This window comes from Lysinibacillus sp. NPDC097195 (genome assembly GCF_044762075.1).
GTDB lineage: Bacteria > Bacillota > Bacilli > Bacillales_A > Planococcaceae > Lysinibacillus.
In genome coordinates, this window is sequence record NZ_JBIWDP010000001.1 from 1,034,417 (window position 1) to 1,057,475 (window position 23,059).

Annotated in this window: 26 protein-coding genes; 18 read left to right on the forward strand and 8 right to left on the reverse strand. The window is 35.2% G+C overall.

Annotated elements, in window-relative coordinates:
- Positions 1–25 precede the first annotated feature (25 nt).
- Positions 26–658, reverse strand: a complete 633-nt coding sequence (gene trhA, locus ACIQXI_RS05355) for a PAQR family membrane homeostasis protein TrhA (protein WP_402925670.1) — start codon at positions 656–658, stop codon at positions 26–28.
- 268 nt (positions 659–926) lie between these two features.
- On the opposite strand from trhA, the gene ACIQXI_RS05360 reads away from it, so the two are divergent.
- The 5 genes from ACIQXI_RS05360 (at position 927) to msrB (ending at position 4,444) form a co-directional block, all read left to right on the forward strand.
- Positions 927–1,769, forward strand: coding sequence for a DegV family protein (locus tag ACIQXI_RS05360; protein WP_402922324.1), 843 nt, complete (start codon positions 927–929; stop codon positions 1,767–1,769).
- 190 nt (positions 1,770–1,959) lie between these two features.
- Positions 1,960–2,889 carry a GDSL-type esterase/lipase family protein gene (locus ACIQXI_RS05365; protein WP_402922326.1) on the forward strand — a complete coding sequence of 310 codons (930 nt, stop codon included), beginning with the start codon at positions 1,960–1,962 and terminating at the stop codon, positions 2,887–2,889.
- A 4-nt stretch (positions 2,890–2,893) separates the two neighbouring features.
- Positions 2,894–3,475 (forward strand): YpmS family protein, encoded by a 582-nt coding sequence (locus ACIQXI_RS05370; RefSeq protein ID WP_402922328.1) that lies wholly within the window; start codon positions 2,894–2,896, stop codon positions 3,473–3,475.
- Between the two features lie 13 nt (positions 3,476–3,488).
- Positions 3,489–4,019, forward strand: a complete 531-nt coding sequence (msrA, locus tag ACIQXI_RS05375) for a peptide-methionine (S)-S-oxide reductase MsrA (protein ID WP_402922330.1) — start codon at positions 3,489–3,491, stop codon at positions 4,017–4,019.
- Positions 4,016–4,444 carry a peptide-methionine (R)-S-oxide reductase MsrB gene (gene msrB, locus ACIQXI_RS05380; RefSeq protein ID WP_402922332.1) on the forward strand — a complete coding sequence of 143 codons (429 nt, stop codon included), beginning with the start codon at positions 4,016–4,018 and terminating at the stop codon, positions 4,442–4,444. The genes msrA and msrB overlap by 4 nt, the downstream gene beginning before the upstream one ends.
- Before the next feature lie 133 nt (positions 4,445–4,577).
- Here the strand turns inward: msrB and ACIQXI_RS05385 are convergent, their stop codons facing one another.
- The gene (locus ACIQXI_RS05385) at positions 4,578–6,419 is read right to left on the reverse strand and encodes a methyl-accepting chemotaxis protein (RefSeq protein ID WP_402922333.1); all 1,842 of its coding nucleotides are present in this window, start codon (positions 6,417–6,419) and stop codon (positions 4,578–4,580) included.
- 274 nt (positions 6,420–6,693) lie between these two features.
- On the opposite strand from ACIQXI_RS05385, the gene ACIQXI_RS05390 reads away from it, so the two are divergent.
- From ACIQXI_RS05390 to ACIQXI_RS05430, 9 genes are all read left to right on the forward strand, one after another.
- A complete protein-coding gene (locus tag ACIQXI_RS05390) occupies positions 6,694–6,915 on the forward strand; it encodes a YozE family protein (RefSeq protein ID WP_402922335.1) in 222 nt (73 codons plus the stop codon).
- Positions 6,916–7,032: 117 nt separating this feature from the next.
- Entirely contained in the window at positions 7,033–7,740 is a 708-nt protein-coding gene (gene deoD, locus ACIQXI_RS05395; RefSeq protein WP_402922337.1) for a purine-nucleoside phosphorylase, read from the forward strand.
- 1,524 nt (positions 7,741–9,264) lie between these two features.
- Positions 9,265–10,755, forward strand: coding sequence for an MFS transporter (locus tag ACIQXI_RS05400; RefSeq protein WP_402922339.1), 1,491 nt, complete (start codon positions 9,265–9,267; stop codon positions 10,753–10,755).
- Positions 10,756–11,081: 326 nt separating this feature from the next.
- Positions 11,082–11,408, forward strand: a complete 327-nt coding sequence (locus ACIQXI_RS05405) for a pyrophosphohydrolase domain-containing protein (RefSeq protein ID WP_402922340.1) — start codon at positions 11,082–11,084, stop codon at positions 11,406–11,408.
- A gap of 22 nt (positions 11,409–11,430) precedes the next feature.
- The gene (locus tag ACIQXI_RS05410; protein ID WP_402922342.1) at positions 11,431–11,856 is read left to right on the forward strand and encodes a hypothetical protein; all 426 of its coding nucleotides are present in this window, start codon (positions 11,431–11,433) and stop codon (positions 11,854–11,856) included.
- Between the two features lie 35 nt (positions 11,857–11,891).
- Positions 11,892–12,155, forward strand: coding sequence for a hypothetical protein (locus ACIQXI_RS05415; RefSeq protein WP_402922344.1), 264 nt, complete (start codon positions 11,892–11,894; stop codon positions 12,153–12,155).
- A gap of 148 nt (positions 12,156–12,303) precedes the next feature.
- Positions 12,304–12,837 carry a hypothetical protein gene (locus ACIQXI_RS05420; protein WP_402922346.1) on the forward strand — a complete coding sequence of 178 codons (534 nt, stop codon included), beginning with the start codon at positions 12,304–12,306 and terminating at the stop codon, positions 12,835–12,837.
- Between the two features lie 96 nt (positions 12,838–12,933).
- The gene (locus tag ACIQXI_RS05425) at positions 12,934–13,413 is read left to right on the forward strand and encodes a hypothetical protein (protein ID WP_402922348.1); all 480 of its coding nucleotides are present in this window, start codon (positions 12,934–12,936) and stop codon (positions 13,411–13,413) included.
- A 129-nt stretch (positions 13,414–13,542) separates the two neighbouring features.
- Positions 13,543–14,403 (forward strand): hypothetical protein, encoded by an 861-nt coding sequence (locus tag ACIQXI_RS05430; protein WP_402922350.1) that lies wholly within the window; start codon positions 13,543–13,545, stop codon positions 14,401–14,403.
- Positions 14,404–14,492: 89 nt separating this feature from the next.
- On the opposite strand, the gene ACIQXI_RS05435 is transcribed toward ACIQXI_RS05430, so the two are convergent.
- From ACIQXI_RS05435 to ACIQXI_RS05455, 5 genes are all read right to left on the reverse strand, one after another.
- Positions 14,493–14,951 (reverse strand): nucleoside deaminase, encoded by a 459-nt coding sequence (locus ACIQXI_RS05435; RefSeq protein WP_402922352.1) that lies wholly within the window; start codon positions 14,949–14,951, stop codon positions 14,493–14,495.
- 67 nt (positions 14,952–15,018) lie between these two features.
- A complete protein-coding gene (locus tag ACIQXI_RS05440; RefSeq protein WP_402922354.1) occupies positions 15,019–15,237 on the reverse strand; it encodes a hypothetical protein in 219 nt (72 codons plus the stop codon).
- A gap of 36 nt (positions 15,238–15,273) precedes the next feature.
- Positions 15,274–15,600: a DUF3139 domain-containing protein gene (locus ACIQXI_RS05445; RefSeq protein ID WP_402922356.1), complete on the reverse strand. Its 327-nt coding sequence runs from the start codon at positions 15,598–15,600 to the stop codon at positions 15,274–15,276.
- Between the two features lie 112 nt (positions 15,601–15,712).
- Positions 15,713–15,910, reverse strand: coding sequence for a hypothetical protein (locus tag ACIQXI_RS05450; RefSeq protein ID WP_402922357.1), 198 nt, complete (start codon positions 15,908–15,910; stop codon positions 15,713–15,715).
- A gap of 84 nt (positions 15,911–15,994) precedes the next feature.
- Complete coding sequence (locus ACIQXI_RS05455) at positions 15,995–16,294, reverse strand: hypothetical protein (protein ID WP_402922359.1); 300 nt, start codon at positions 16,292–16,294, stop codon at positions 15,995–15,997.
- A 452-nt stretch (positions 16,295–16,746) separates the two neighbouring features.
- Between ACIQXI_RS05455 and ACIQXI_RS05460 the strand changes: the two genes are divergently transcribed.
- From ACIQXI_RS05460 to ACIQXI_RS05475, 4 genes are all read left to right on the forward strand, one after another.
- Positions 16,747–17,487: an N-acetylmuramoyl-L-alanine amidase gene (locus tag ACIQXI_RS05460; protein ID WP_402922360.1), complete on the forward strand. Its 741-nt coding sequence runs from the start codon at positions 16,747–16,749 to the stop codon at positions 17,485–17,487.
- 360 nt (positions 17,488–17,847) lie between these two features.
- Positions 17,848–19,365 carry a lmo1851 family serine protease gene (locus tag ACIQXI_RS05465; RefSeq protein WP_402922362.1) on the forward strand — a complete coding sequence of 506 codons (1,518 nt, stop codon included), beginning with the start codon at positions 17,848–17,850 and terminating at the stop codon, positions 19,363–19,365.
- A 69-nt stretch (positions 19,366–19,434) separates the two neighbouring features.
- Complete coding sequence (locus ACIQXI_RS05470; protein WP_402922363.1) at positions 19,435–20,337, forward strand: CobW family GTP-binding protein; 903 nt, start codon at positions 19,435–19,437, stop codon at positions 20,335–20,337.
- Positions 20,338–20,691: 354 nt separating this feature from the next.
- Positions 20,692–21,363, forward strand: coding sequence for a CAP domain-containing protein (locus tag ACIQXI_RS05475; RefSeq protein ID WP_402922365.1), 672 nt, complete (start codon positions 20,692–20,694; stop codon positions 21,361–21,363).
- A 184-nt stretch (positions 21,364–21,547) separates the two neighbouring features.
- On the opposite strand, the gene ACIQXI_RS05480 is transcribed toward ACIQXI_RS05475, so the two are convergent.
- Positions 21,548–22,900 (reverse strand): MATE family efflux transporter, encoded by a 1,353-nt coding sequence (locus ACIQXI_RS05480; protein ID WP_402922367.1) that lies wholly within the window; start codon positions 22,898–22,900, stop codon positions 21,548–21,550.
- Positions 22,901–23,059: the final 159 nt, after the last annotated feature.

Genomic DNA, 23,059 nt, shown 5'->3' on the forward strand with positions numbered 1-23,059 from the left:
ATTCCGTGCGTTTTTTTATGTTTATTTATAAATAAAAATAGACACAGGCATACATCGTTCCACATCCGGCTAACACAAAGAGATGCCAAATCATATGGTTATAAGGTAGCTTGCGCCAAGCGTAAAAAATGGCGCCTATTGTATAGAGCAACCCACCAGCTAACAAGAGGGCAAAACCTTGACTACCTAAGAAAACATAGATTGGCTTTATAGCAAAAATAATAAGCCATCCCATACCAATATAAAAAATAAGTGAAAGTTTTTCAAAGCGATTAATAAAAAAGCATTTAAATAGAACGCCAAGTAAGGCAAGTGCCCATATGATACAAAGGAGTGTTATTCCTAATGTACCTCCAATGGCAATTAATAAAAATGGTGTGTACGTTCCTGCAATTAATACGTAAATGGAGGAATGATCAAGGATTGCGAAAAAATATTTGTGTTTTTCTGGCATACTATGAAGCAAAGTAGACATTAGGAACAAAATGATAACCGATGCACCAAATATACTAAAAGTCGTTACATATAAGGCATTCCCGTTTTGTACAGCCGTTAATATTAAAATAACAAGGGCTGGAATACTTGCTAGTAAACCGATGCCATGTGTAATAGCATTCCACAATTCTTCCTTCCATGTTTTATAGTCAAATGCATCCATTCGAATAAACACTCCTTTCATCCTCCATTTACTATAGCCCAATAATGTATGTTTTACTATGTACATTTGTCATATATTTACTTATATAAATGTCATGTCGATTTCTAGAGGAAATTGTTAGACAAATTTAATGGTTTAAGGCTATAGTATCGAAGGAAGTGTCATGAAAAAGACTAGAAATAGACACTTGAGATGACAAATGTCATGTTTACATATGGAAACATTAGTCTATATAATAATTTTTAATGAAGTTAAAGGATGTGTCAAAGTGGGACGAATTCATATAGTAACGGACTCAACTTGTGATTTAACGAAAGAAGAAGTAGAGCAACACGGTATACATATTGTGCCGTTAACGATTCAAATTGATGGGAAAACATATATAGATGGTGTTGATTTAGCACCACAACCCTTTTTAGGTTTAATGAAAGCTGCGAAAAACTTGCCAAAAAGTTCGCAACCTGCGCCAGGGAAATTTAAAGAATTATATGATGAACTTGGTAAAGATGGAGACCAAATTCTGTCGATTCATATGACAGGTGGCATGAGTGGAACAGTTGAGTCGGCTCGACAGGCTGCCCAAATGACGGATGCTGATGTGACAGTTATTGATTCTCGTTTTATCGCCATTGGACTTGCTATTCAATTACGAGAAGCGATTAAAATGCGGGATGCTGAAGCAACTGTACAAGAAATCGTCACACGTTTAGAGAAAGTGCGCGACAATACACACTTATATGTTATTGTTGATACACTTGAAAACCTAATTAAAGGTGGTCGAATTGGTAAGGGAACAGGATTTATTGGTTCTTTGCTAAATATTAAAGTCATTGCAAATTTAGAAGGTGGCGCTTACAATCCTGTGTCAAAAGTGCGCAGTCATAAACAAGTTGTCAACTATCTATTTAAACAATTCCAAGCCGATACGGCAGGGAAAACAGTAAAAGCTGTTGGTATTTCACATGCAGATGGCTTGACAACAATGGGGAATCCATTAAAAGAGCTAATAGAAGGAACTGGCTTTAATGATGTGGAAATTGCCTTTACCTCACCAATTATATCGACACATACTGGTCCGGGAGCAATCGGATTTATTTATTTTTCTGAATAATTGACAAGAGCTACTACATAAGTAATTGTAGTGGCTTTTTTAACGATTTACTTACCTAATTGAGAAAAATTGAATACAGCAAGCTTGAGGAATATGCTTGAAATTCTTGCTAAACTGGAGCATCGTTACTTTTCATTGGCGCGACAACTAATTATAATAGAATTAACAGTAAAGGATGGAAGGTGGTCAAATGAGCATCTGGCGATTGATTTTGTCATGTTTGACCGTCTTAGTACTAAGTGGTTGTGCTATATCAATAGATGAACCGAATCAGCCTGCCGAAGAACAAAATGAGCAGGCAGGGACGGAGCAAGATATGAGACAGGATGAGCAACAAGCAGAAGAGGAAACAAAACCCTCTAGTAATGTATTGACGCAAATTTTTGAACATTTTTTTGAACCTTCACCAGAGGATTTACGGCAAATTGATGATGACAACGCAAAACAACTGCATTACTTGGCACTTGGTGATTCTTTAACTGATGGTGTCGGGGATGAGTATAGTCAAGACGGTTATGTTGGAAGATTAGCAGATTCAATGCTAGCTTGGACGTCAATATCGGAAGTGGATGTTGATAACCGAGGAAAAAGAGGAAGACGGAGTGATCAACTATTAAAATTAATAAAAAAAGGGCATTATGATGAAGAGTTACAACAAGCACAGCTTATTTCATTAACAATGGGTGGCAATGATGTCATGAAAGTCGTCAAACAAGATCTCTTTAATTTAAAACGAGATGCTTTTGACAAGGAATTATTAACCTATGAGAATCGCTATAGCAAAATTATTGATGGCATAAGAGCAAAAAATCCAACAGTGCCGTTATTACTCATTGGGTTCTATAATCCTTTTTCCATTGTTACCAATGAAGCAAATGAATTTGATTCAATTATTACCGATTGGAATGACGTTATTAAAAAAATCGCAAGTAAAGATTCAAATGCTTGTTATGTCTCGGTAGAAGACTTGTTTGATTCGAACGAAGAACTAGTTTATCATACAGATTTCTTTCACCCGAATGCAAAAGGCTATGATAAAATGACGGAGCGAATTTTAGCAGCAATGGAGCAATGTAAAATGGAACAAAAAATTAATAAGGCAATAGGCTTCGAGGAGTGACTAAATGAATAAATGGAAGTTCGCATTTTTTGCGTTAGCAGGTATGGTTCTTTTTTCAATCCTCCTCGTCGTTTATTTAGCAACGAAACCAGTAGATGGATTTGATTCAGCGAAGAGCGCAACGAGTGACAATGAAGTAACAGGCAATGTTCTAGTTGTCCAAACTACAACGAAAGAACTGGAGTCAATCACTAAGAAATATTTGAAAGACTCTGCTAAAGGTTCACCTTTACCATTAGATTTCTCCATCGGAGATGATATTGAATTACGTAGTAAATTAACCGTATTTTACACGGAAATCCCAATATCAATGAATTTTGAACCTATTGTTGATGATAAGGGGAATATTATTTTAAAACAGACAGGCATGAATGTAGGGTTATTAAATATTCCACCGGAAACGACCATGAAAATAATGAGAGATTCGGTGGAATTCCCTTCATGGATTACTGTTAATCCTAATAAGGCGGAAATATATATTGACTTATCGCGTGTAAACATTGCTTCAGGATCGCGCGTTCGAGCGAAGGAATTAGACTTACCAAACGATAAAATATTATTGGAAATCATCGTCCCTGGTGAATAAGGAGTGGAAATAAATGTCGATACAATATGCAACATTTGCAGGTGGTTGTTTTTGGTGTATGGTGAAGCCGTTTGATGAAACACCTGGTATTGAAGCCGTGGTTTCAGGATATACAGGAGGACATGTGGTAAATCCAACGTATGAACAAGTGTGTTCGGAAACAACGGGTCACGTTGAAGCGGTGCAAATTACGTTTGATGATGATATTTATTCGTACGAGCAGTTACTTGCTACATTTTGGACGTTAATTGACCCAACAGATGCAGGGGGACAATTTTATGATCGTGGACAATCCTATACGACAGCCATTTTTTATCATGATGAAGAACAACGTGAATTAGCAGAGCGTTCAAAGGCGGATTTAGAGGCATCCGGTAAATTTGATAAACCGATTGCAGTAAAAATTTTACCTGCAAGCACGTTTTATGCTGCAGAGGATTACCACCAATATTATTATAAAAAAAATCCAATGCATTATGAACGCTATGCAGTAGGATCTGGACGAAAAGCATTTCAAGAACAGCACTGGGGGCATAGAAAATGAGTAAAGAACAACGTTTAAAAGAACTAACTGATATGCAGTACTATGTCACACAGGAAAATGGCACAGAACCACCGTTTCGCAATGAATATGATCAGCACTTTGAAGAAGGTATCTATGTAGATATCGTTTCGGGTAAACCGTTATTTAGCTCACTCGATAAGTTTAATTCAGGCTGTGGCTGGCCAGCTTTCGCCAAACCAATTGCCAAACAACAAGTAACGGAACATTTTGATACATCCCATGGCATGCGCCGTGTAGAAGTGCGTAGCAAGGAAGCAGATTCCCATTTAGGACATGTCTTCCCAGATGGGCCACAGGAATTAGGAGGCTTACGCTATTGCATTAACTCAGCAGCACTTCGTTTTATCCCTAAAGACCAGTTAGAACAAGAAGGCTATGCTGAATACAAGTCTTTATTTAAGTAACAAATAGAGTAATCGCTAGTAAAAGTTTGACAATCGCCGGTAAATCGACGAAGAAACGTTACTATGGAAGACAACATTTACATTAAAAAAGTGTTAGATTGGTTATATGCAATCTAACACTTTTCCTTTTTGTTTAAATTTTAAAAGCACCAACAACATTGCGTAAACTATCTGCTTGATGGGCTAGTTCTGTAGCGGCTGCATTTATTTCCTGCATGGAAGCAGAACCTTGTGTAGCAGCGGCAGCAGACATCACCGTATTAGATGCAGTTTGATCAGCATAAGCATTAATATGCACAAAATCATGTGCGACAGCATTGCTATAATCAAGTGTTTGTGCTATTTTATCAACCATTGTTGCAATAATGGACGTCGTTTCTTTCGTATGGATGAGGATGTTGGACAGTGACTGGTTTGTTTCATTTGTCACTTCAACACCACGAATTACAGTTGTCACACCTTCATGATTTTGCGTAATAATGGATGCTACTTCATCTTGAATAGACTTCACAATGGTTGTTACTTCTTTTGCAGCACTTTGTGATTGCTCAGCGAGCTTGCGCACTTCATCTGCAACAACAGCAAAGCCACGACCATGTTCGCCAGCGCGGGCTGCTTCGATAGCTGCATTCAATGCAAGTAAATTTGTTTGTTCGGATATGGCTGTAATAGTACCTATTATAGAAGTAATGTTGGCTGATTTACTACCTAGTGCCTCAACTGTAGTAGAGGTAGAGGCAATCGTTTCTTCTATTGACTGCATGACTAAAGTAGATTGTTGAACAGAACGACTGCCTTCATCAGCTGCCTGTTGCATAGCCAGTGAAGCACGTTGGACTGCATTGGCTTGCTCTGTTAATTGATGCATTGAATGTTCTAAATCACTCATTTTTTGTTGTGCACTATTCATACTTGTGATGGTATTTTCACTATCGCTCGCAATATCGGCACTTGCATCCGCAATATTTTGGATAGTTCGGGCATTTTCGTCTGCTAAAGACATCAGCTCCTGGCTACTACTTGACACATGGTCGGCAAGCTCGCTGACACGCTTAATAAGGTTTGAAATCGATATAATCAGGGTATTTGTAGAAGTAGCAATCGTAGAGAATTCATCGCGATTGCGTACACGAACACGTCTAGTTAAATCTCCACCGGCTTGGGCAATATCCAGTATGGAGTGGTTGATAGCACGTGTATTGTTTTTTAAAGATTTAAATAACATAAAGCCAAATATGATGATTGCAATTAGACCAATAAACGAAATGATGATAAAAGAAGTATTTGATAAAGTTACTTGCTTGTTCAATTTATTAAGTTTAGCTTTATTCGATTTGTCCATGACTTGATTAATGGCTTCAATATTTTGATCAATATGCAATTTCATTGTTTCGCCCTTGCCCTCAAGCATGAGCTTACGAGACTGTTCAAGACCAAGTTCATCTCGCATCGTCATAACTTTTTTGGAGTATTCCAAATAATTTTTATAATATTGGCCGATTGCTTGAATATGGCCAAGTTCAACTTCACGGTCAGCGAATTTTTCTTGAAGAGCAGCTATTTTTTTATTAATCGAATCAATTTTCATTTTATACGATGTAGAATAGCTTCCATTCCCGGTAATTAAATAGGCTTGTTCCAAGTTGGTTAATCTAGCAATTTCATAAGCTAATTGGTTAACTGTTAGTTGCTCTTGGACATTCTTTTCCGTAAAATCTTTCATTTGTAATTGAAGATTCGTTATATTGTTGTACGACAATATACCCATTGCGGCGGTAATAAAAATAAGTAGAGAGAAAATAATAAGCACTTTGCCGCGAATTAAATGATAAAAACGTTGTCGTTTTTCTGTAGTAGGAGGGAGATTATGCCTACTAGCTTTAGAATCAGTAGCATTCTTTTTTCTAAAAAAGCCTGATGCTAAGAGAGACGGGCGTTTTTTCGTTGTTTTACTTAATTGTTTCGTGTTTTTCATCGCCATCACCTTCCTAATTTTTGCAGTTATGAATCTAATTCTATCGTAAAAAACTAAATATTTCTATGTTAATTTCACAAAATTTTCATTTTTCAGATAAAAAAGCGGTATTTTTTACATGACAATAGTCTAACGAGGGGCAAAAGACTTTTTCCTAATTTCCTTTTTAGGAAAAAATACTTAATGAAAATGATAGTCCATTTATGACGAAATGTATTTTTTTTGTTAAACTAGCTGAAAGTAAAAATGACAAGAGGGAGGGCATTTTTCAAATATGAAAAAGAGCTTTTATTTATATGTTTTAACATTTCGGGGAGGGGATTGGTCAGATCCGAAAGTGCGTTTTGCCGAAGAAGTCTTTCATGAACATAACTTTCCTAAACAAAGCATGGATTTTGATGAGCTATCTACATATATCGAAACATATGCGACTGAAAATTTAACAATTGAAGTGTTTGATGCATTATGGGATTTATATAATGAACAAGGTCGTTAATGATCAGAATGCTCTAATTATTCTTTCTTTTATAGTTGCTAGACGTCTAGCATTGCGTAAATACGTGAAACAAAGTATTATTTATAGTGATAACTGACAGAAAAGAGGGATTGCAGTATGAGTATTCATATTAATGCAAAAAAAGGCGAAATCGCTGACACTATTTTACTTCCGGGAGATCCACTACGTGCAAAATACATTGCCGAAACGTTTTTAGAAGATGTTACTTGCTATAACGAAGTCCGCAATATGTTTGGTTATACAGGTACGTATAAAGGTAAACGTATTTCTGTACAAGGTACTGGTATGGGCGTGCCTTCGATTTCTATCTATGCAACTGAATTAATGCAAGAATATGATGTACAAAAATTAATTCGCGTAGGTACTTGTGGTGCAATTCAAAAAGATGTAAAAGTTCGCGATGTTATTTTAGCGCAAGGTGCAACTACAGATTCTCGTATGAATCAAATCATTTGGGGCAACAACATTGATTTTGCACCAATCGCAAACTTTGATTTATTATTAAAAGCTTATAACGCAGGGAAAGAAGCTGGATTAAGCCTGCAAGTTGGTAATATCTTCACAGCAGATATGTTCTACTCTGATGAACACCAAAATGAAAAGCTTGCGAAATACGGCGTCCTTGCAATTGAAATGGAATCAGCTGCCCTTTACACATTAGCAGCTAAATTTGGCCGCCAAGCACTTTCTGTTCTAACAGTAAGCGACCACATCATTACAGGTGAAGTAACAACTTCTGAAGAACGTCAAACAACATTTAATGACATGATCGTTGTTGCTTTAGAAGCGGCTATTCAAGAGTAGTTATAACAAGGCATTAATTTTATAGTGAAAAGTGAGCAAGTGACCAGAGACGACGATGAAGTGACTATCCTTATTTCGTCAAACTGGTCACTTGCTTTTTTGTCCTTTTCCGTTAAATGACTGTAGGTAATGAGGGTTTATTTTATATCCGATTGCTCGGGTACTTGAATGCCTTTGAAATTTATATATTTCTAATCATATATGAAGCGTAAGTAATGGTTTTAAAAAAACATTAAGAAATTATGAACAGGTTAGAGAATGGAATCTTAATGGAGTCGTTAAAGAAAGAAGATGAAATATCAGAAGAAGCGATAGAAGATTCCGCCTTGTTAATATTAACTTCTTGTGGGGTTGATATGGATTAATATAAATGTTGTTGATCTCCATAGTCGTCAGAGGAAAGGGAATTCAAAATCATTATACAATCTATTTTGAAATGTTGTTCTTCTTAACTGATCGAAGTTATTAAAAGGATATGGTAATGAAAAATCCCAAAAATAATTACCCTTATTAATAATTTTATATTGTTAAATATAGAATTATTTAATTTATTCAAAATAGTGATTTATACTCTTTTAAGGGAGCGAAAGTTCAAAAAATTAACGGTGGAATGCTCTATACTAGTTAAGATGGATTAAGGTCTGTAAGGACAGGAAGAAAGTATGGGAAAGGTGTATATGAAGCGAATTTTGAATCGTTTAATAAGAAAGGTAACAGACTTACGAATTACCATGTTGAACTTGAATAATCAATATTCTATAATTTGTAACTGAAGAAAGTTGCAACGGGAATTCATTATAGCAAAATTAAGCATTGTATGCAGGGACAATCATTATTCCATTTGGATTGTCCTTCGCATACCATGCTTTTCTTTTGCATTTACAAAGATACGTTTACGCGTTTCTTTATGTAAAGTTTCGTTGGGGAAACGTTAAAACATATAATTTAATTGTCTTTTTTTGACAACGACTTATACCAGGGTTTACCAATGAAAAATAATGGAATTAATATCAAGGTAAACAGACTATTTTTATTAAATCCGTTACTCCCTAAAATAAGAAGAACACCAAAAAACGCTAAAACTCTTACAATTGTATTCAAATGTGCTTCCTCCCTTATTATCATGACTACTTTTATATATAATATAATATATTTTTCTGATATTTACGAATTATTAATTATAATGTATTTTATAAAGAGGAGTTAATACTAATATTTTCAAAGAAGAGTAGTATATGAAAATATCGTTGTAGCTTTAGAAGCGGCTATTCAAGAGTAGTAAGTTATTATAGCAAGGTTTTAAACAAGTCTAAATCATTAAAAATATAAGCAACCGACTAAAGAGCGACCATTTTATAAAGTGGATCGATGAAGTCGGTTGCTTTTTTCTTTAATGGAATCTCGATTCAAATGTCATTTTTTATTATAAGCTCGTTTTTTACTTTAACGGAATTAATAATAAATTACATATTGGATAGCTTAACAGTAGTATCAATTAATTTTAACAACGAGGAGGATTTTCGATTGGATGATAATAATAACGATAATAGCCCAAAATTGAAAAGAAAATCGAAACCAAAGTTGAAAAAAGAAGAAATTACTGTTGTAGACACGAGTTCCGCCCGTAAGGCTGTTATAGCAACTGCTGTAGGTAATGGAATGGAATGGTTTGACTTTGGAATTTACTCATATTTAGCAGCTACAATTGGACAAGTATTTTTTCCTGAAGTAAGTGGTCCTATGCAATTAGTATTTTCTTTTGCGACATTTGCTGTTGCTTTTATTGCTCGGCCTATCGGTGGCATTTTCTTTGGCATGCTTGGTGATCGTCTAGGACGGAAAAAAGTTTTAGCTATTACCTTAGTGATGATGGCTCTGGCGACATTAAGTATTGGTTTGATTCCAGCTCATTCATCAATAGGGTATACTGCAACGGTACTTTTACTCATTGCACGTTTAGTGCAAGGATTTTCTTCAGGGGGTGAATATTCGGGCGCTATGACGTTTATTGCTGAATCCACTCCTGATAAAAAAAGAGGATTTATGTCAAGTGGTCTGGAGGTTGGAACCTTAGTTGGCTATATCGCAGGGGCTAGCCTTGTTACTTTACTTACTTATATTTTGGGAGAGGATACAATGTTAGATTGGGGTTGGCGAATTCCATTTTTCTTATCAGCCCCTATTGGTTTAATTGGCTTTTATTTACGAAATAATTTAGAAGAAACGCCTGCATTTGAGGCACTGCAGGAAAAAAAGTCAGATGATGATAATCATATAACAGTAAAAAATATATTACAATTCCATTGGAGAGCCATAGTTGTCGGTATGTTTGTTGTTTTCTTTTATATTGTTGTAAATTATACTGTTTTATCTTATATGCCTTCTCACTTAACTGCTGTTCTTGGCTATGGAGAAGCAGAAGGACTTTTATTAATTGTCATTGTAATGGTTATTATGATTCCTATTGTTCTGTTAATGGGTTATTTTAGTGATCGAATTGGAGCGAAAAAGATTATACAGGGGGGATTAATTGGGCTAATCCTTTTAAGTATACCTTCATTTAATTTGATTGGTAGTGGTAACACATTACATGTATTTTGGGGATTATTGATTTTAGCAGTATTTTCTGCTTCTTTTCAAGGAACAATGCCAGCGCTATTGCCATCTCTATTTTTTACAAATGTACGGAATGGAGCATTGGCGATTACATTTAACATTTCTGCTTCATTGTTCGGTGGTACGACACCTTTACTTGTCTCGTGGTTAATTAGTAAAACGATGAATCAAATGGTACCTGCTTATTATGTTATATTTGCATCTGTGGTCGGTATTATCGTTGTAAGTATCTTTCTAAAAGATACTTCAGGAAAAGCACTACGAGGTTCACCTCCAGCTGTTGAAGAGAAAGCTGAAATTAAAGAGATTTTAGCTGAACCAGAAGAAGCATTATGGTGGCATGAAGAAAAGAAAGAAATTGAAGAACGTATAGAGGATCGTTTAGAAGATGGAAAGTGAATTTATTGTGCTACAGGCGATTGGAAAACAGCAAAATCTTTGTTGTGATATAGGCTGCTACGCAAGAGTAGTTGATCCATTAAATTCAAGTATAAACTGAACATGATGAAACAAAGCAACCGACCAAAAAACGACCATATAATAATATGGAATCGAAGATAGCGGTTGCTCTTTTTTTAATTTTTTAGTGTGAAAAGACTTAGTTCATTTGCTTACGATTAATGGCTAATTGACCCGGTAGAATTTTTTTCCACAAAAAATAATTGCTGAAATCCCATGTTTTTAAGGTAAAATATGGGTTATATTATTTTTTAAGGAGAATTACAATGCCTGTTTACAATAAGTTAGTACGAGATAAAATTATAGCTATTATTGAGGCGAAAGGATTATCGTATAATGCAAGCGTGTTGGAGCCACAAGATTTTTTAAAGGCAGTTAAAGCAAAAATGATAGAAGAAGCGAAGGAGTTTCAAGAGGCGCAAAACGTGCAGGACAGCGTTGAAGAATTAGCTGATATTTTAGAACTTGTCCATACGGCGATGAATGCATTAGGGATTAGTTATAACGAATTAGAAGAGGTTCGTGAGCACAAAAGGGCTAAGCGGGGAGGTTTTGAAAAAGCGATTTTTTTAATGGATGTTGAAGAAAAATAAACTTTTTAATGAGGTACCTATCATGAAGAAAACCATTTTGTTAGTACTTGCGGTCCTTCATATTATATTGTCCATCATTTTTTTTCTAGTGGGCAATATTTACGTATTTACGGATAACTATATGTATACATGGTTACCAAATTTAGTAGTTAGTTTATCGCTTCTTATTCTATTAATTAAGGAAAGTATTAATAAAAACCTAGCAAATTTAATCCTCATTATATATCCACTAGGATTAATATTCATGTGTGTAATGATTTTTTATCAGTTACCTAACTTTACTTATAAAGAAGCAACGGATTTAGTTATTCAGGAAAACTTTGGTAAAATTGATCATACAAAGGAACGTGAAGTAAGAGGCCAAAATGGAATGTATTATATTTATCCAGAAGACAGTGTCTATGTATTTAATACAAGAGATGGAAGTTACGCAAGAAGATTAAAATAAGTCATATGCTTGATGCGTAAAGGGGGACAATAATATTGAAAAAATCGTATACGAAGATTGAAAAATTGAAAATCATTGTTTTTGTCGTAGCTGTTGTTTTGATGACAATACTTATTTTTAAATATGATTATGTCAGTAATATTGTTTTGATAATATCCCTTTCTATGATTGTACAGAATAAAATACGAGATTCAAAAAAAGCTAAAAAACGCGACTACTTGTCAATCGGCTTATGGATATTGTTAACATTCGTAGCGCTAATAATCACCGTTAGGGATTTTATTAATCTTTCAACATGATTCAGTAATATGAAATGCATTAATTAAGTAAAACCGCCCGCACAATTAAGTATGAATTGCGTTCTTGGTGATTAATAAGACTACAAGGATAGTGTTCATTTTTGTGGAGAAAATAATGCTAAGACTATTTAGGGAGCGAGCGATAAAATTGACGAAATATCTGCTGTATTCATTGGTATTCATCAGTGTGTTACTTTATGGAGTAGGGAATGAAGCAGTATATGCAAATAAAAAGAATTTACCTCAACCATTAGAAGAATTTCTCCCATCCATAGGGTACAAAACGGTGGAAAGTGCATTACAAGAGTTTGAACTACTATATCATCAACAGCTGAAGCTACCGCTTAGGGTACCACCAATAAGCTTTACGCATCATTTTGGCAGGTTTAATGAAAATAGTTATTTTGAAGTGACGATGATTCATGAAGATTTACCTCAAAACCATTATAAAATCGATGTGCGGCCACTTGAGGAAAAAATTTCTTTTGGAAAATATAGTTCTAGTATCTTTCAGTTAAACAATGGAAATATTGCTCTTTATATTGATCAAGCGCAAATCGGCTTTAATATGTTAGTCATTGAAAGAGAAAATTGGCAATATGTATTTAGTATCGATAAGGATGTAGCAGACAAAGTATCGCCAGCTATCCTTGTTCAAATAGCCAATTCCATAGACTATTAATACGTTTTGTAGTGAGTTGCTTTTTGCAGCTCTTTTTTTGCTGGATGTAACCTATGGTATAATTGTAATTATTTACTATATATTGTGAGGGATTGTATGAAAAATTATAGTTTACTTTATATCTATACATTTATCTTTATATTATCAGGTTGTAACGTATTTTTTACTGACACGCAGAACGAAACGTTTAAAAAAACACCAGCACTTGCAAATAATGCAATTGACTTAAACCGTACCGCAAAGGAGCATAACGAAGAGCCACAAGTAAGTGATTTCCCTCATCAGATTAATTTAGAATCAATAGCACCGACAGGAGAAAGTAAACACTATTTTTCCTATGAAGGTAAAGCACCCATTACAATATCTTTACTTAATACTGGTAGTAAAAGTTTTTTATACAGCGTTCGGCAAATTGAGAGTGAAACGATTGTAGCACAAGGTATTTTAAAAAGTGCTGAAACGTTTCAACGCGTGTTTAAGGAATTAACGAAAGGCGACTATGTTTTATCATGCGTTGTCGTTGAAGAGGAGAAGCCTGTAGGTATAGAGCTAAAGTTAAAAGTAGAATTACTTTAAAACTAAGTTTCCGGACTACTTAATAATCTGTTACTTTTTTCTTTTAGTTAAGCATTACTTTGCTAAAAACGTCCATACTATAATTATTACCTACAATCTTTGATTTTCATGAGAAAAGGGGATGTATTGGTGAAGAAAATCGTGCTTTTGTCGATACTGTCAGTTGTCGTAGTGAATTGTGTTTCGTTAGTGGTATTTGCCAAGGAGCAACCAAAAGAAGACTTAATGCAAATTATTAGACCATTTATGCCAGTGAATTCATCACTTATTAGTCCAGAAAAGCCTTTTTCTACAAAATCTGTTCAATTTTACGATTTTAATCGCGATGGACAAAAGGAAATCATTTTCACGTATGAAATAAAAGCACAAAATCAACCAGCCCCTTCACAGTTTGGCGCAATCGTTTTAAAAAAGACCGAAAAAGATTGGCAAAAAACGTGGGAAACATCCATGCTTGGCGTAAGCTTGGACTTTTCAGGGTTAAAAGACATTACTGGTGATGGGATAAAAGAATATTTATTCGGTGTAACAATTGGCGCCTCAATCGGTAGTGAGCTTGAAATATTCCAATCGCTCGATAGCGAATTGACCAAGATTGCTGAAACTCCTTATCATAAAATGGAGTTTGTAGAAGGAACTCAAAACGTTGCAATCGCTGTTTGGCATTTGTACATTGGAGATAGTTACTTAGTAGAGGTACTGAAGTGGAATGGTGAAAAATTAACTAATGATGAAGCGTCCTATGCAAGATACTATCCAATTATTGAAAACTTTTATGTTGATAAAATCGCACAAATCGATACTTGGTTTTATTGGTATTGCCTTGCAGATGCCCAGATTCATGCCAATAAATTGAAAGATGCTTATCATTCCATTCAAGAGGGGACTGCAATAGCTAAAGCCTCAGCAATGCAGGAGGTTATCCAATATTTTAAAGAACTTACTGACAGGCTAGAGAATAAAAAAATAAACGCCAGTCTTTTCATATAATCATGAAATTGGTCGACAATAAAACAAGCGCGTACCTTAAGTAGGCATGTGCTTGTTTTACTAATTATATAATAACACGTCAAATTGTACTATTTGAACGTGTAGCCCTCAAATACTTTTAGCCCTTCAGCATTTAAAACTTGTTCAATTAATAGCGGTTTATGAGGGCTTTTTTCAATCACTTCTTTACTTGCAATCATAATATTACTGCCTGCAATGTCTGCTAGTTGATCATGTGATACACTGTAGACGATTTTCCCTAATTTCGACCAAACCATTGCACCTGTGCACATTACACAAGGTTCACAGCTTGTATATAAAGTATAATCGCTCAAATCGAAAATGTTGTTTTCAGAGCAATATGTCCGAATAAGGCCAATTTCAGCATGATGGGTAGGATCACAAAAACTATTTATTTTATTTTCACCATACATCACAATTTCATCATTTTTTACTAAGATAGCACCAAAAGGTTCATTACCAGCATTCCGCGCATTTAAAGCCATTTCAATAGCTATTTCCATAAATTTTTCATCTTGTTGTTTCATCGATAAAACCTCCCATACTAACTAATACTATTATAATGGATATTGAGCCTCTATGAATATATGTATTTTATATAAAAGAATGTACAGTACTACAATGGGTTTCAAATTTATGTCCTAGCTTCGCAATTGTTTTAAGGTAAAAACCGCCAGCTAGTACTATTAAAATACCAAAACTTCGATAAGTAAACGTCTTAAAGGATTCGTCATTGACTGTTATACTCATAAAAATTAGACCGAGAAAAATGATGATCATGCCAATTAAGGAGTTGATGATTTTCAAAAGCATGACGTGCCTCCTATGTGAATAATTTGTAAATTACTCCTAAGGCTTATAATGTTTTAATTGTTCTGGTTGCAATACCGTTCCGTCTAACGTAAAGTGTTCAAACTGTCCTAAGCGATCCTTATTATGAACAAAATAAATATAAACGACATTCGGTTCATCGTTAAAAATTACATTTACAGAGTAGTTAGGTAACCCCCCTAAATACCACTCGCAGTCAACGGACTGTATATCTTCCTCTACATAATGAATTTCTTCTATTAAATATCGGCGGATTTTATGTTCATACATAATCTTTTTCAGTTGGACTGTAAAATAAGGAACGAGCACGATAAGGAGTAAAGCGACAAGCAAAAATTTTTTCATGTAATCGCTCCTGTCTGTTCAATCGTCAATTTCTTGCGCAATATAAGGATTGAGGTAGTGGATTTACGGATGTTTATAGGAAATTGGGAGCTAAAGAGGCGACAATCTTAAATTATTCATTGCAGCTATAGATAATGCTGTAAGAAATATTTAATTTATATGAAACCCAAGACTCAAAAATTCTATTGATTTCCTTGTTTAAATCGTCTTTATGCATATTTGCATCAAGTCCCAATTGCTCAAAAGTAAAAGTTTCTATTATTTCTTCATTATATTTTGTATTAACCATAAAGTTTACGGTTTGATTCATAATAATTCCTCCAAATAAGTGTTACTGCTAAAAAAAGGGACTTGACTCTATGAATAAATGCAAGTCCTCTATTTTTTTGCCTAATTAGCCCTCAAACGTTTGGGCTTTTATTGTTTTTACTTCGCTATTTTGCTTCTTTTGGATAATTAGCAGAATAAGAGCTTGTGCAGTCATTGTCAGAACAATAAATAATAAATGCGTATTTGTGTAGAATAATTTTGCGATGAAGTAATAGATTGGTGCTGAAGATAAGTAAGATATATATTGATTTTTAGTTGCTAAAAAAATAATCGTTGAAATACATAGAGTTATTATCATTAGTTCTAATGTACTGCCTAGTAGTCTGCTATCTAAATCAAACAGTAAATCACTTATATAAGACATTTGAACTCACCTCCCTTTCCTTTAGAGATAGATATAATTACAAAAATTGTAACATATTGGTGTCGTTAAAAAAAGCTTATTAGCTGCATTTTATAGTTCGATTTGTCTTTTTTAGTACCGAATGTTGTATATAGGGAATGTGCTAGCTATTAAATGACAAACTATAAAGATTGGTAGCTGAAACTATTTTGCGCACTTATTTTTCATTGCTCCGTGCATTAAAAGTACATATCTTACGCTTTTTACAGTAGAGATACAGAGGGCATATAAAAACACAAATGGAGTTCGCCATATCGCATACTATAAAATAACCATGATTTTAGATGGCTTTAACTTGCAATACGTGCTAGGGCGATAGTAAAAAAACGTTCGAAGGCAGTTTGCTGTCTTCAGCTTTGATAGCAGTAAAGCTAGAGTAATAACAGCTATATTAATAGAAAGGGGGAGATCACTTGGTAACCATTCGACAAAAGTTAGTATCCTCGAGTCAAGCTGCAAAAATTACAAATGGAAAAAATAATGCTAAAAAATATATTGTAGTACACGAAACAGATAATACGAATGTAGGAGCAGATGCGGATGCCCATGCGCGACTTCAAATTAACGGCAATAGTAGAGATGCAAGCTGGCATTGGCAAGTAGATGATCATGAAGCCATCCAATCATTTGAACACTATTGGGAATGTTGGGGGGCTGGAACGTATCTAGGAAATGCGCAAGGTATTCAGGTAGAGATTTGTGTTAATAGTGATGGCGATTATAAAAAAGCAGTCGAAAATGCAGCAAGTTTAATAGCCAAAATATTAAAGGACGAAAATATTTCAATTCAAAATGTTGTTCAGCATCATTATTTCAGTGGTAAAAACTGTCCTAGAAATATTCGTGCAGGCAAAATCACTTGGACTAATTTTTTGCAAATGATCACAAGTAATGAAACACCCAAGCCAGAAAAACCGCCAACCGAGACAATGAAATATCGTATTGTCACTGGCACCTATAGCACTCGAAACGCAGCGAGCAGCGTCTTAAATATAATGCAAAAACAATTTGGCTGGGTTGCCTATATTGAGCAGGATGGAACAAGATACCGTGTGAAAACAGGTACTTTTACAGGGATAACTGCTGCTAAAAATGCCGAGAATAAAATAAAAGCATCTAAGTTAGCACAAGTGACATATATTATCGAAGCATAATGACAAATTTTCGAAATAGATGAGTATTTTAGTTGACTGCTAATAGGAAATGAGTAAAATAAAAAGACAGTACTATTAATATTTAAAACTTAGCAGCGAAGAAAGGTGCCTCAGGATTGTATCTGAGGCACATTTTATTGATAAATTGGCAACGAGGCAGCTTTTTACAGTCATTATTCTAGTACAGAGAGAATAGTAGAAAAAAAGGGACTTGTGCATGGGCAATTTTATGAAGATTGTAGAGAATCGAGAGCTGTCATGAATTTTTGACACGCTTTTTCTTTTCGTCTTCTCTATAACCTGTTAAGATGGTAATAGTGTGACAACAAGTTAGTGTATATGAGAGTGGTGACAATCAAGATGGATGAACAGAAAAAAGATGGTTTAGAACAACAGCAAGAGCAAACACAGCAAGTAGAGATAAAACCAGCGGGACAATTTATTAAAATGAAACCGTTTAAATTTATTATGCTAATGTTCTTTACAATCTTAATTACTGCAGGCTTAACAATTTTTGCGTTAACTTTCGGTGAAAAGAAAGTAGTAGAAGTAAAAGTTCCGATTGAACGTGCGGAATTTACAAAATTGTACGAAGCATTTGATATGCTTAAAGGCAAATACTACAAAGATATTGATGATGAAAAAGTTGTCGATGGTGCGATCAATGGCATGTTTGAAGCACTAGAAGATCCGTACTCTGATTTCATGGTAAAAGATGAAGCAGAACAGTTTAATTCTGGCTTATCTTCAAGCTTCCAAGGAATTGGTGCTGAAATTCAAGAACGTAATGGTTTCATTACTGTTGTGTCACCTATTAAAAATTCACCGGCTGAAAAAGCAGGATTATTACCAAAAGACATTATTTTGACTGTCGACGGCAAAAGTATCCAAGGATTCAGTGCTTCTGAAGCTGTAGCGCTTATTCGAGGAGAAAAAGGTACGCCTGTTAAGTTAACAGTGAAACGTGGCGAAAATGCTGAACCGATTGAAATGACTATTATTCGTGATGACATTCCTGTAGAGACGGTTTATGGTGAAATGCTAGATGATGATATTGCGCATATTCAAATTACGTCATTTAGTGAGAAAACAGGAGAAGAGTTAGAAAAAATGCTTGCTGAGTACGAAGGAAAAGGCATGAAAGGGATTGTCCTTGATTTACGCCAAAATCCAGGTGGTTACTTAGATGCAGCAGTTGAAATTTCGAATTTATTTGTACCAGAAGGTAAAGCTATAGTGCAAGTTCAGCAAAAAGACGAGGAGCCTGTTATTACAAATGCGATTGCTGGGAAAAAATATGATTTACCTGTAACAGTACTTGTTGATAATGGTAGTGCTTCTGCTTCTGAAATATTAGCGGCTGCATTAAAAGAATCTGTTGGTGCGAAAATTGTTGGTGAAACATCATTTGGTAAAGGGACTGTACAAAACGTTACACCTTTAAAAGATGGCTCGAATTTAAAATTCACTACTGGTAAATGGTTAACGCCGAACGGTAATTGGATTAATGAAAAAGGTATCGAACCAGATGTGAAAGTGGCTTATCCTACCTATGCATCATTGCCTATTTTAGATCCTACGAGTGAAATGAAAGAGGGCTTACAATCAGATGCTGTTAAAGTAGCTGAAGAGATGCTTGAAGTGCTAGGATATGAGCCTGGGAAAGCAGACGGTGTATTTGATCAATATACAGAACGTGCTGTGAAAAAACTACAAGCGGACAATAAGCTTGAAGAAACAGGCATTTTATCAAATGAAACAACGTATGCATTAATGGATGCTTTACGTGCGAAAATGAAAGCAGAAGATCCTCAATTGTTAAAAGCACAAGAACTTGTTTCAAATGCTAAAGGACAAACTGAGACAACAACAAACTAACACAGTAGCTGTCGCACAAGTCGTCTCGTACGACGAATGCGGCAGCTTTTTTAATAGGAGGCATACATTGTGAAGGATGTATATTTATTTAGTGGTTTTCTAGGAAGCGGTAAAACATCAATGCTGACTGATGTTATTCGTCAGCTAAAAGAAAAGGGATTAAAGCCAGCAGTAATTATGAATGAGCTTGGTAAGTTGCCATTTGACTCACAAGCGGTAGAGGAGGATGTACCGTTAAAAGAGATGTTAGAAGGGTGTATTTGTTGTTCAGGAGCCGAAAAAACAGAAGCTCAAATTCAGTCTCTACTATTGGATAGTGAATTTGATGTCCTGATTATTGAAACAACTGGGGCGGCACATCCTGTAGAAGCATTGGATGCAGTCTACTCGCCAATTTTCGCTGAGCAATTATATGTCAAGGGGATTGTCACTGTGGCAGACTCAAAGCTATGGCTAAATCGAGAGACGCTGACGCCTCAAGTTCGTACATTATTTATGGAACAAATTCGCCATGCGCATTTATTACTGGCCAATAAAATGGATTTACTAAGCGAAGCGGAGCAAGCAAAGGTTGTCTATGAGCTCCAAGGTTTTAATCCACATGCGTTTATATTACAAACAACTAATGGACGGGTACCGTTGCATTTACTAGAAGGATTAACAGCTACTGTGCAAATTGACCAAGAAAACATTGTTAAAACGCCACTATCTTCAATGCATTTAGCTTCACGTTTAGTAGAATTTGAAGGTGTTCACTTTACACAAGAGCAATTTGAAGAGTGGGTGCGCGCTTTGCCAGATACGGTGTATCGTATGAAAGGCTATGTTCCTATTGAAGGTGTTAAAAACCCGATGTTGTTTCAATATGCCTATGGAATGGTACAATGGCTACCAGAATACATTAAAATGCCGGCTAAGCTTGTGTTAATTGGCGAAAATGTTGGAACTGTTGGTGTACCTGGTATCGACTAAAACTATGTATGATTTTCTGCTCGTGTTGTTACTGAATGGCCATTAAGCTATACAGTAACAACACGAGCAGATTTTTTTTGTAATTTTATAGCTTGTAATAGTTTGCTGTAAAAATTTCATACAATACCGCCAACTTTTGATATAAAAATAGACTAAAAATGATTAGAATTTGAACAATGTCAACCCCATCTGAAACGTAAGTATTTCATAGCATGGTGAAACATGCTAAAAATTATAACAAAAAAACCCCTGTTTAACGGAAACTACTTCTCTATTGGGCAAGCTAGCAGATGATGGCAAGATTTTTAATAGAATCATACTTTACGATAGGTTGCAGATAGGAGGAATTGCAAAATGAAAAAAACACTTACTGCAATTTGTGCAACATTTCTTTTAGCGGCTCCAATTCAATTGGCTTCTGCTGCTTCTAATACAACAGAAGGGAACACAGCAAATCAAACAACAAACTGTAAAGTTTACTATTATAATTGGTCAAATCATAAATGGGTTGTAACAAAACCAAATACGACAACACCATCTAAAGATACTCAAACAAATCAACAAACAAATAAACCTACAAATCAAGAACAAAACAATACAACGACAACACCACCTACTACGTCTAAACCGACTACATCTACATCAGATGTCAATGCTTTTGAACAAGAGGTAGTAAAATTAACAAATGCTGAGCGTACGAAAGCTGGATTAAAAGCATTACAAACAGATGATAAGTTAATGGCTGCAGCAAGAGAAAAATCACAAGATATGCAATCAAAAAATTACTTCTCGCATACAAGTCCAACATTTGGTTCACCGTTTGATCGTATGAAAGCTTTAGGAATTACGTATAAGAGTGCCGGTGAAAATATCGCTCAAGGTCAACGTACACCACAAGAAGTTGTACAAGCTTGGATGGATTCACCAGGTCACCGTGCAAATATTTTAAATGCGAATTATACACATATTGGTGTTGGTTACGTGAAATCAGGTAACTACTGGACACAACAATTTATTCAAAAATAATCACATGTGTAGTTTATAACAATATTATAATAACAAATAGGGTGTCCAATAAGTCGTAAGCGGCTTATTTGGGCGTCTTTTTGTTTAATCATTGTAACGAAAGTTCGCCATGTCTCGTTGGACAATAAAAAAGTGTTAAATTGATTTTAAAGATCAATCTAACACTTTTTTGTATTATTCTCTCTTATTTCTGCAATACAAATTTTCTTTGTACAAGTATTAGGCGGATTAATAATGTAATGGCACCTGCAGAAAGCCCAGCTACAAGACCAATCCAATAACTAACTGGTCCAAGATCCGTGTAGTTAGCTAGTAAAAAGCCAGTAGGCAATCCGATAATCCAATAGGAAATGATGGCCATGATGAATGTAATTGTGACATCCTTATATCCACGTAAAGCGCCTTGTACAGGTGCTTGTATCGAATCGGATAGTTGGAAAATAGCAGCGTACACTAAAAACTGTTGCGCATATTGTAAAACTAAATGATCCGTTGAGTACATTGTAGCAATTTGTTCCCGTAGTAAAAAGAGGATGCATGCTGAGAAAAAGCTAAATAAAATAGCGGTACCTACACATAAATAACTATAAACCTTGGCATCTCGTAAGCGACCTGCACCGATTTCGAAGCCTACTAAAATAGTCACACCCATTGATATACTAAGAGGAACCATGTATAACAACGATGTAAAATTAATCGCTATTTGGTGGGCTGCAATTATTTCAGTACTAAAGCTACTCATCATCATCGTAACAGCAGAAAAAATACTTGTTTCTGCAAATAAGGAGATACCAATTGGCACACCAATTACTAAAATCTCTTTCCAACTAAGCCATTCTAGTTTAGACCACTCACGGAATATCGAAAATTGCTCAAAAGGCACACGTTTTGCAACAATCCAAACCGTGATAAAGAAAATTAACCAGTATGTAATGGCGGTAGCAACACCTGCACCAATACCACCTAACTCTGGCGCTCCGAATTTACCAAAAATAAAAATGTAATTCAATAAAATGTTGATAGGGGTTGCCAGCAATGTAATCATCATTGTTACTCGAGTTTGACCTAATGCGTCAATAAAACAACGAAGAACAAAAAACAATAAAAGTGGAATCAGTCCAACGCACATTGCTTGAATGTAGGACTTGGCAATGTTATGTACGGCTTGAGCTAATTGCATATTGCCCAAAATCCAATCAAGAGCAAAATATAAAAAGATAAAAATAACTGCCGCAAGTAAAAGGGCCACATATAAGCCTTGTTGCACAGCTTTTTTTGCTGATTGCTCTTTTTTAGCACCAACTAGTTGGGATACAATAGGTGTTATGGCTAAGAGAATACCAGAAAGCCCCGTATAGACGGGCATCCAAATAGAGGAACCAATCGATACACCCGCTAAATCAGCTGTGCCATAGCGACTTGACATTAATATATCAAAAAATGATATAAGGTAAATGGCTACTTGGGTGATTAAAATTGGCACAATGATTTTTAAAATTAAAGCATACTTTTGTTTTAATGTAGAGGTTTTGTACATGTCAGTTACTTCCTTTATAAGCATAATGAATTAGTATAGCATAGAGTAGACATAATATGAGAGAAAAATTAAAAGCTTCATCTATATCTTTTCACTGGCATATAGTAAAATAAAAGACTGTAAACAAAAAGTAGCGATTTGCTGCTATGGCTTTTAATG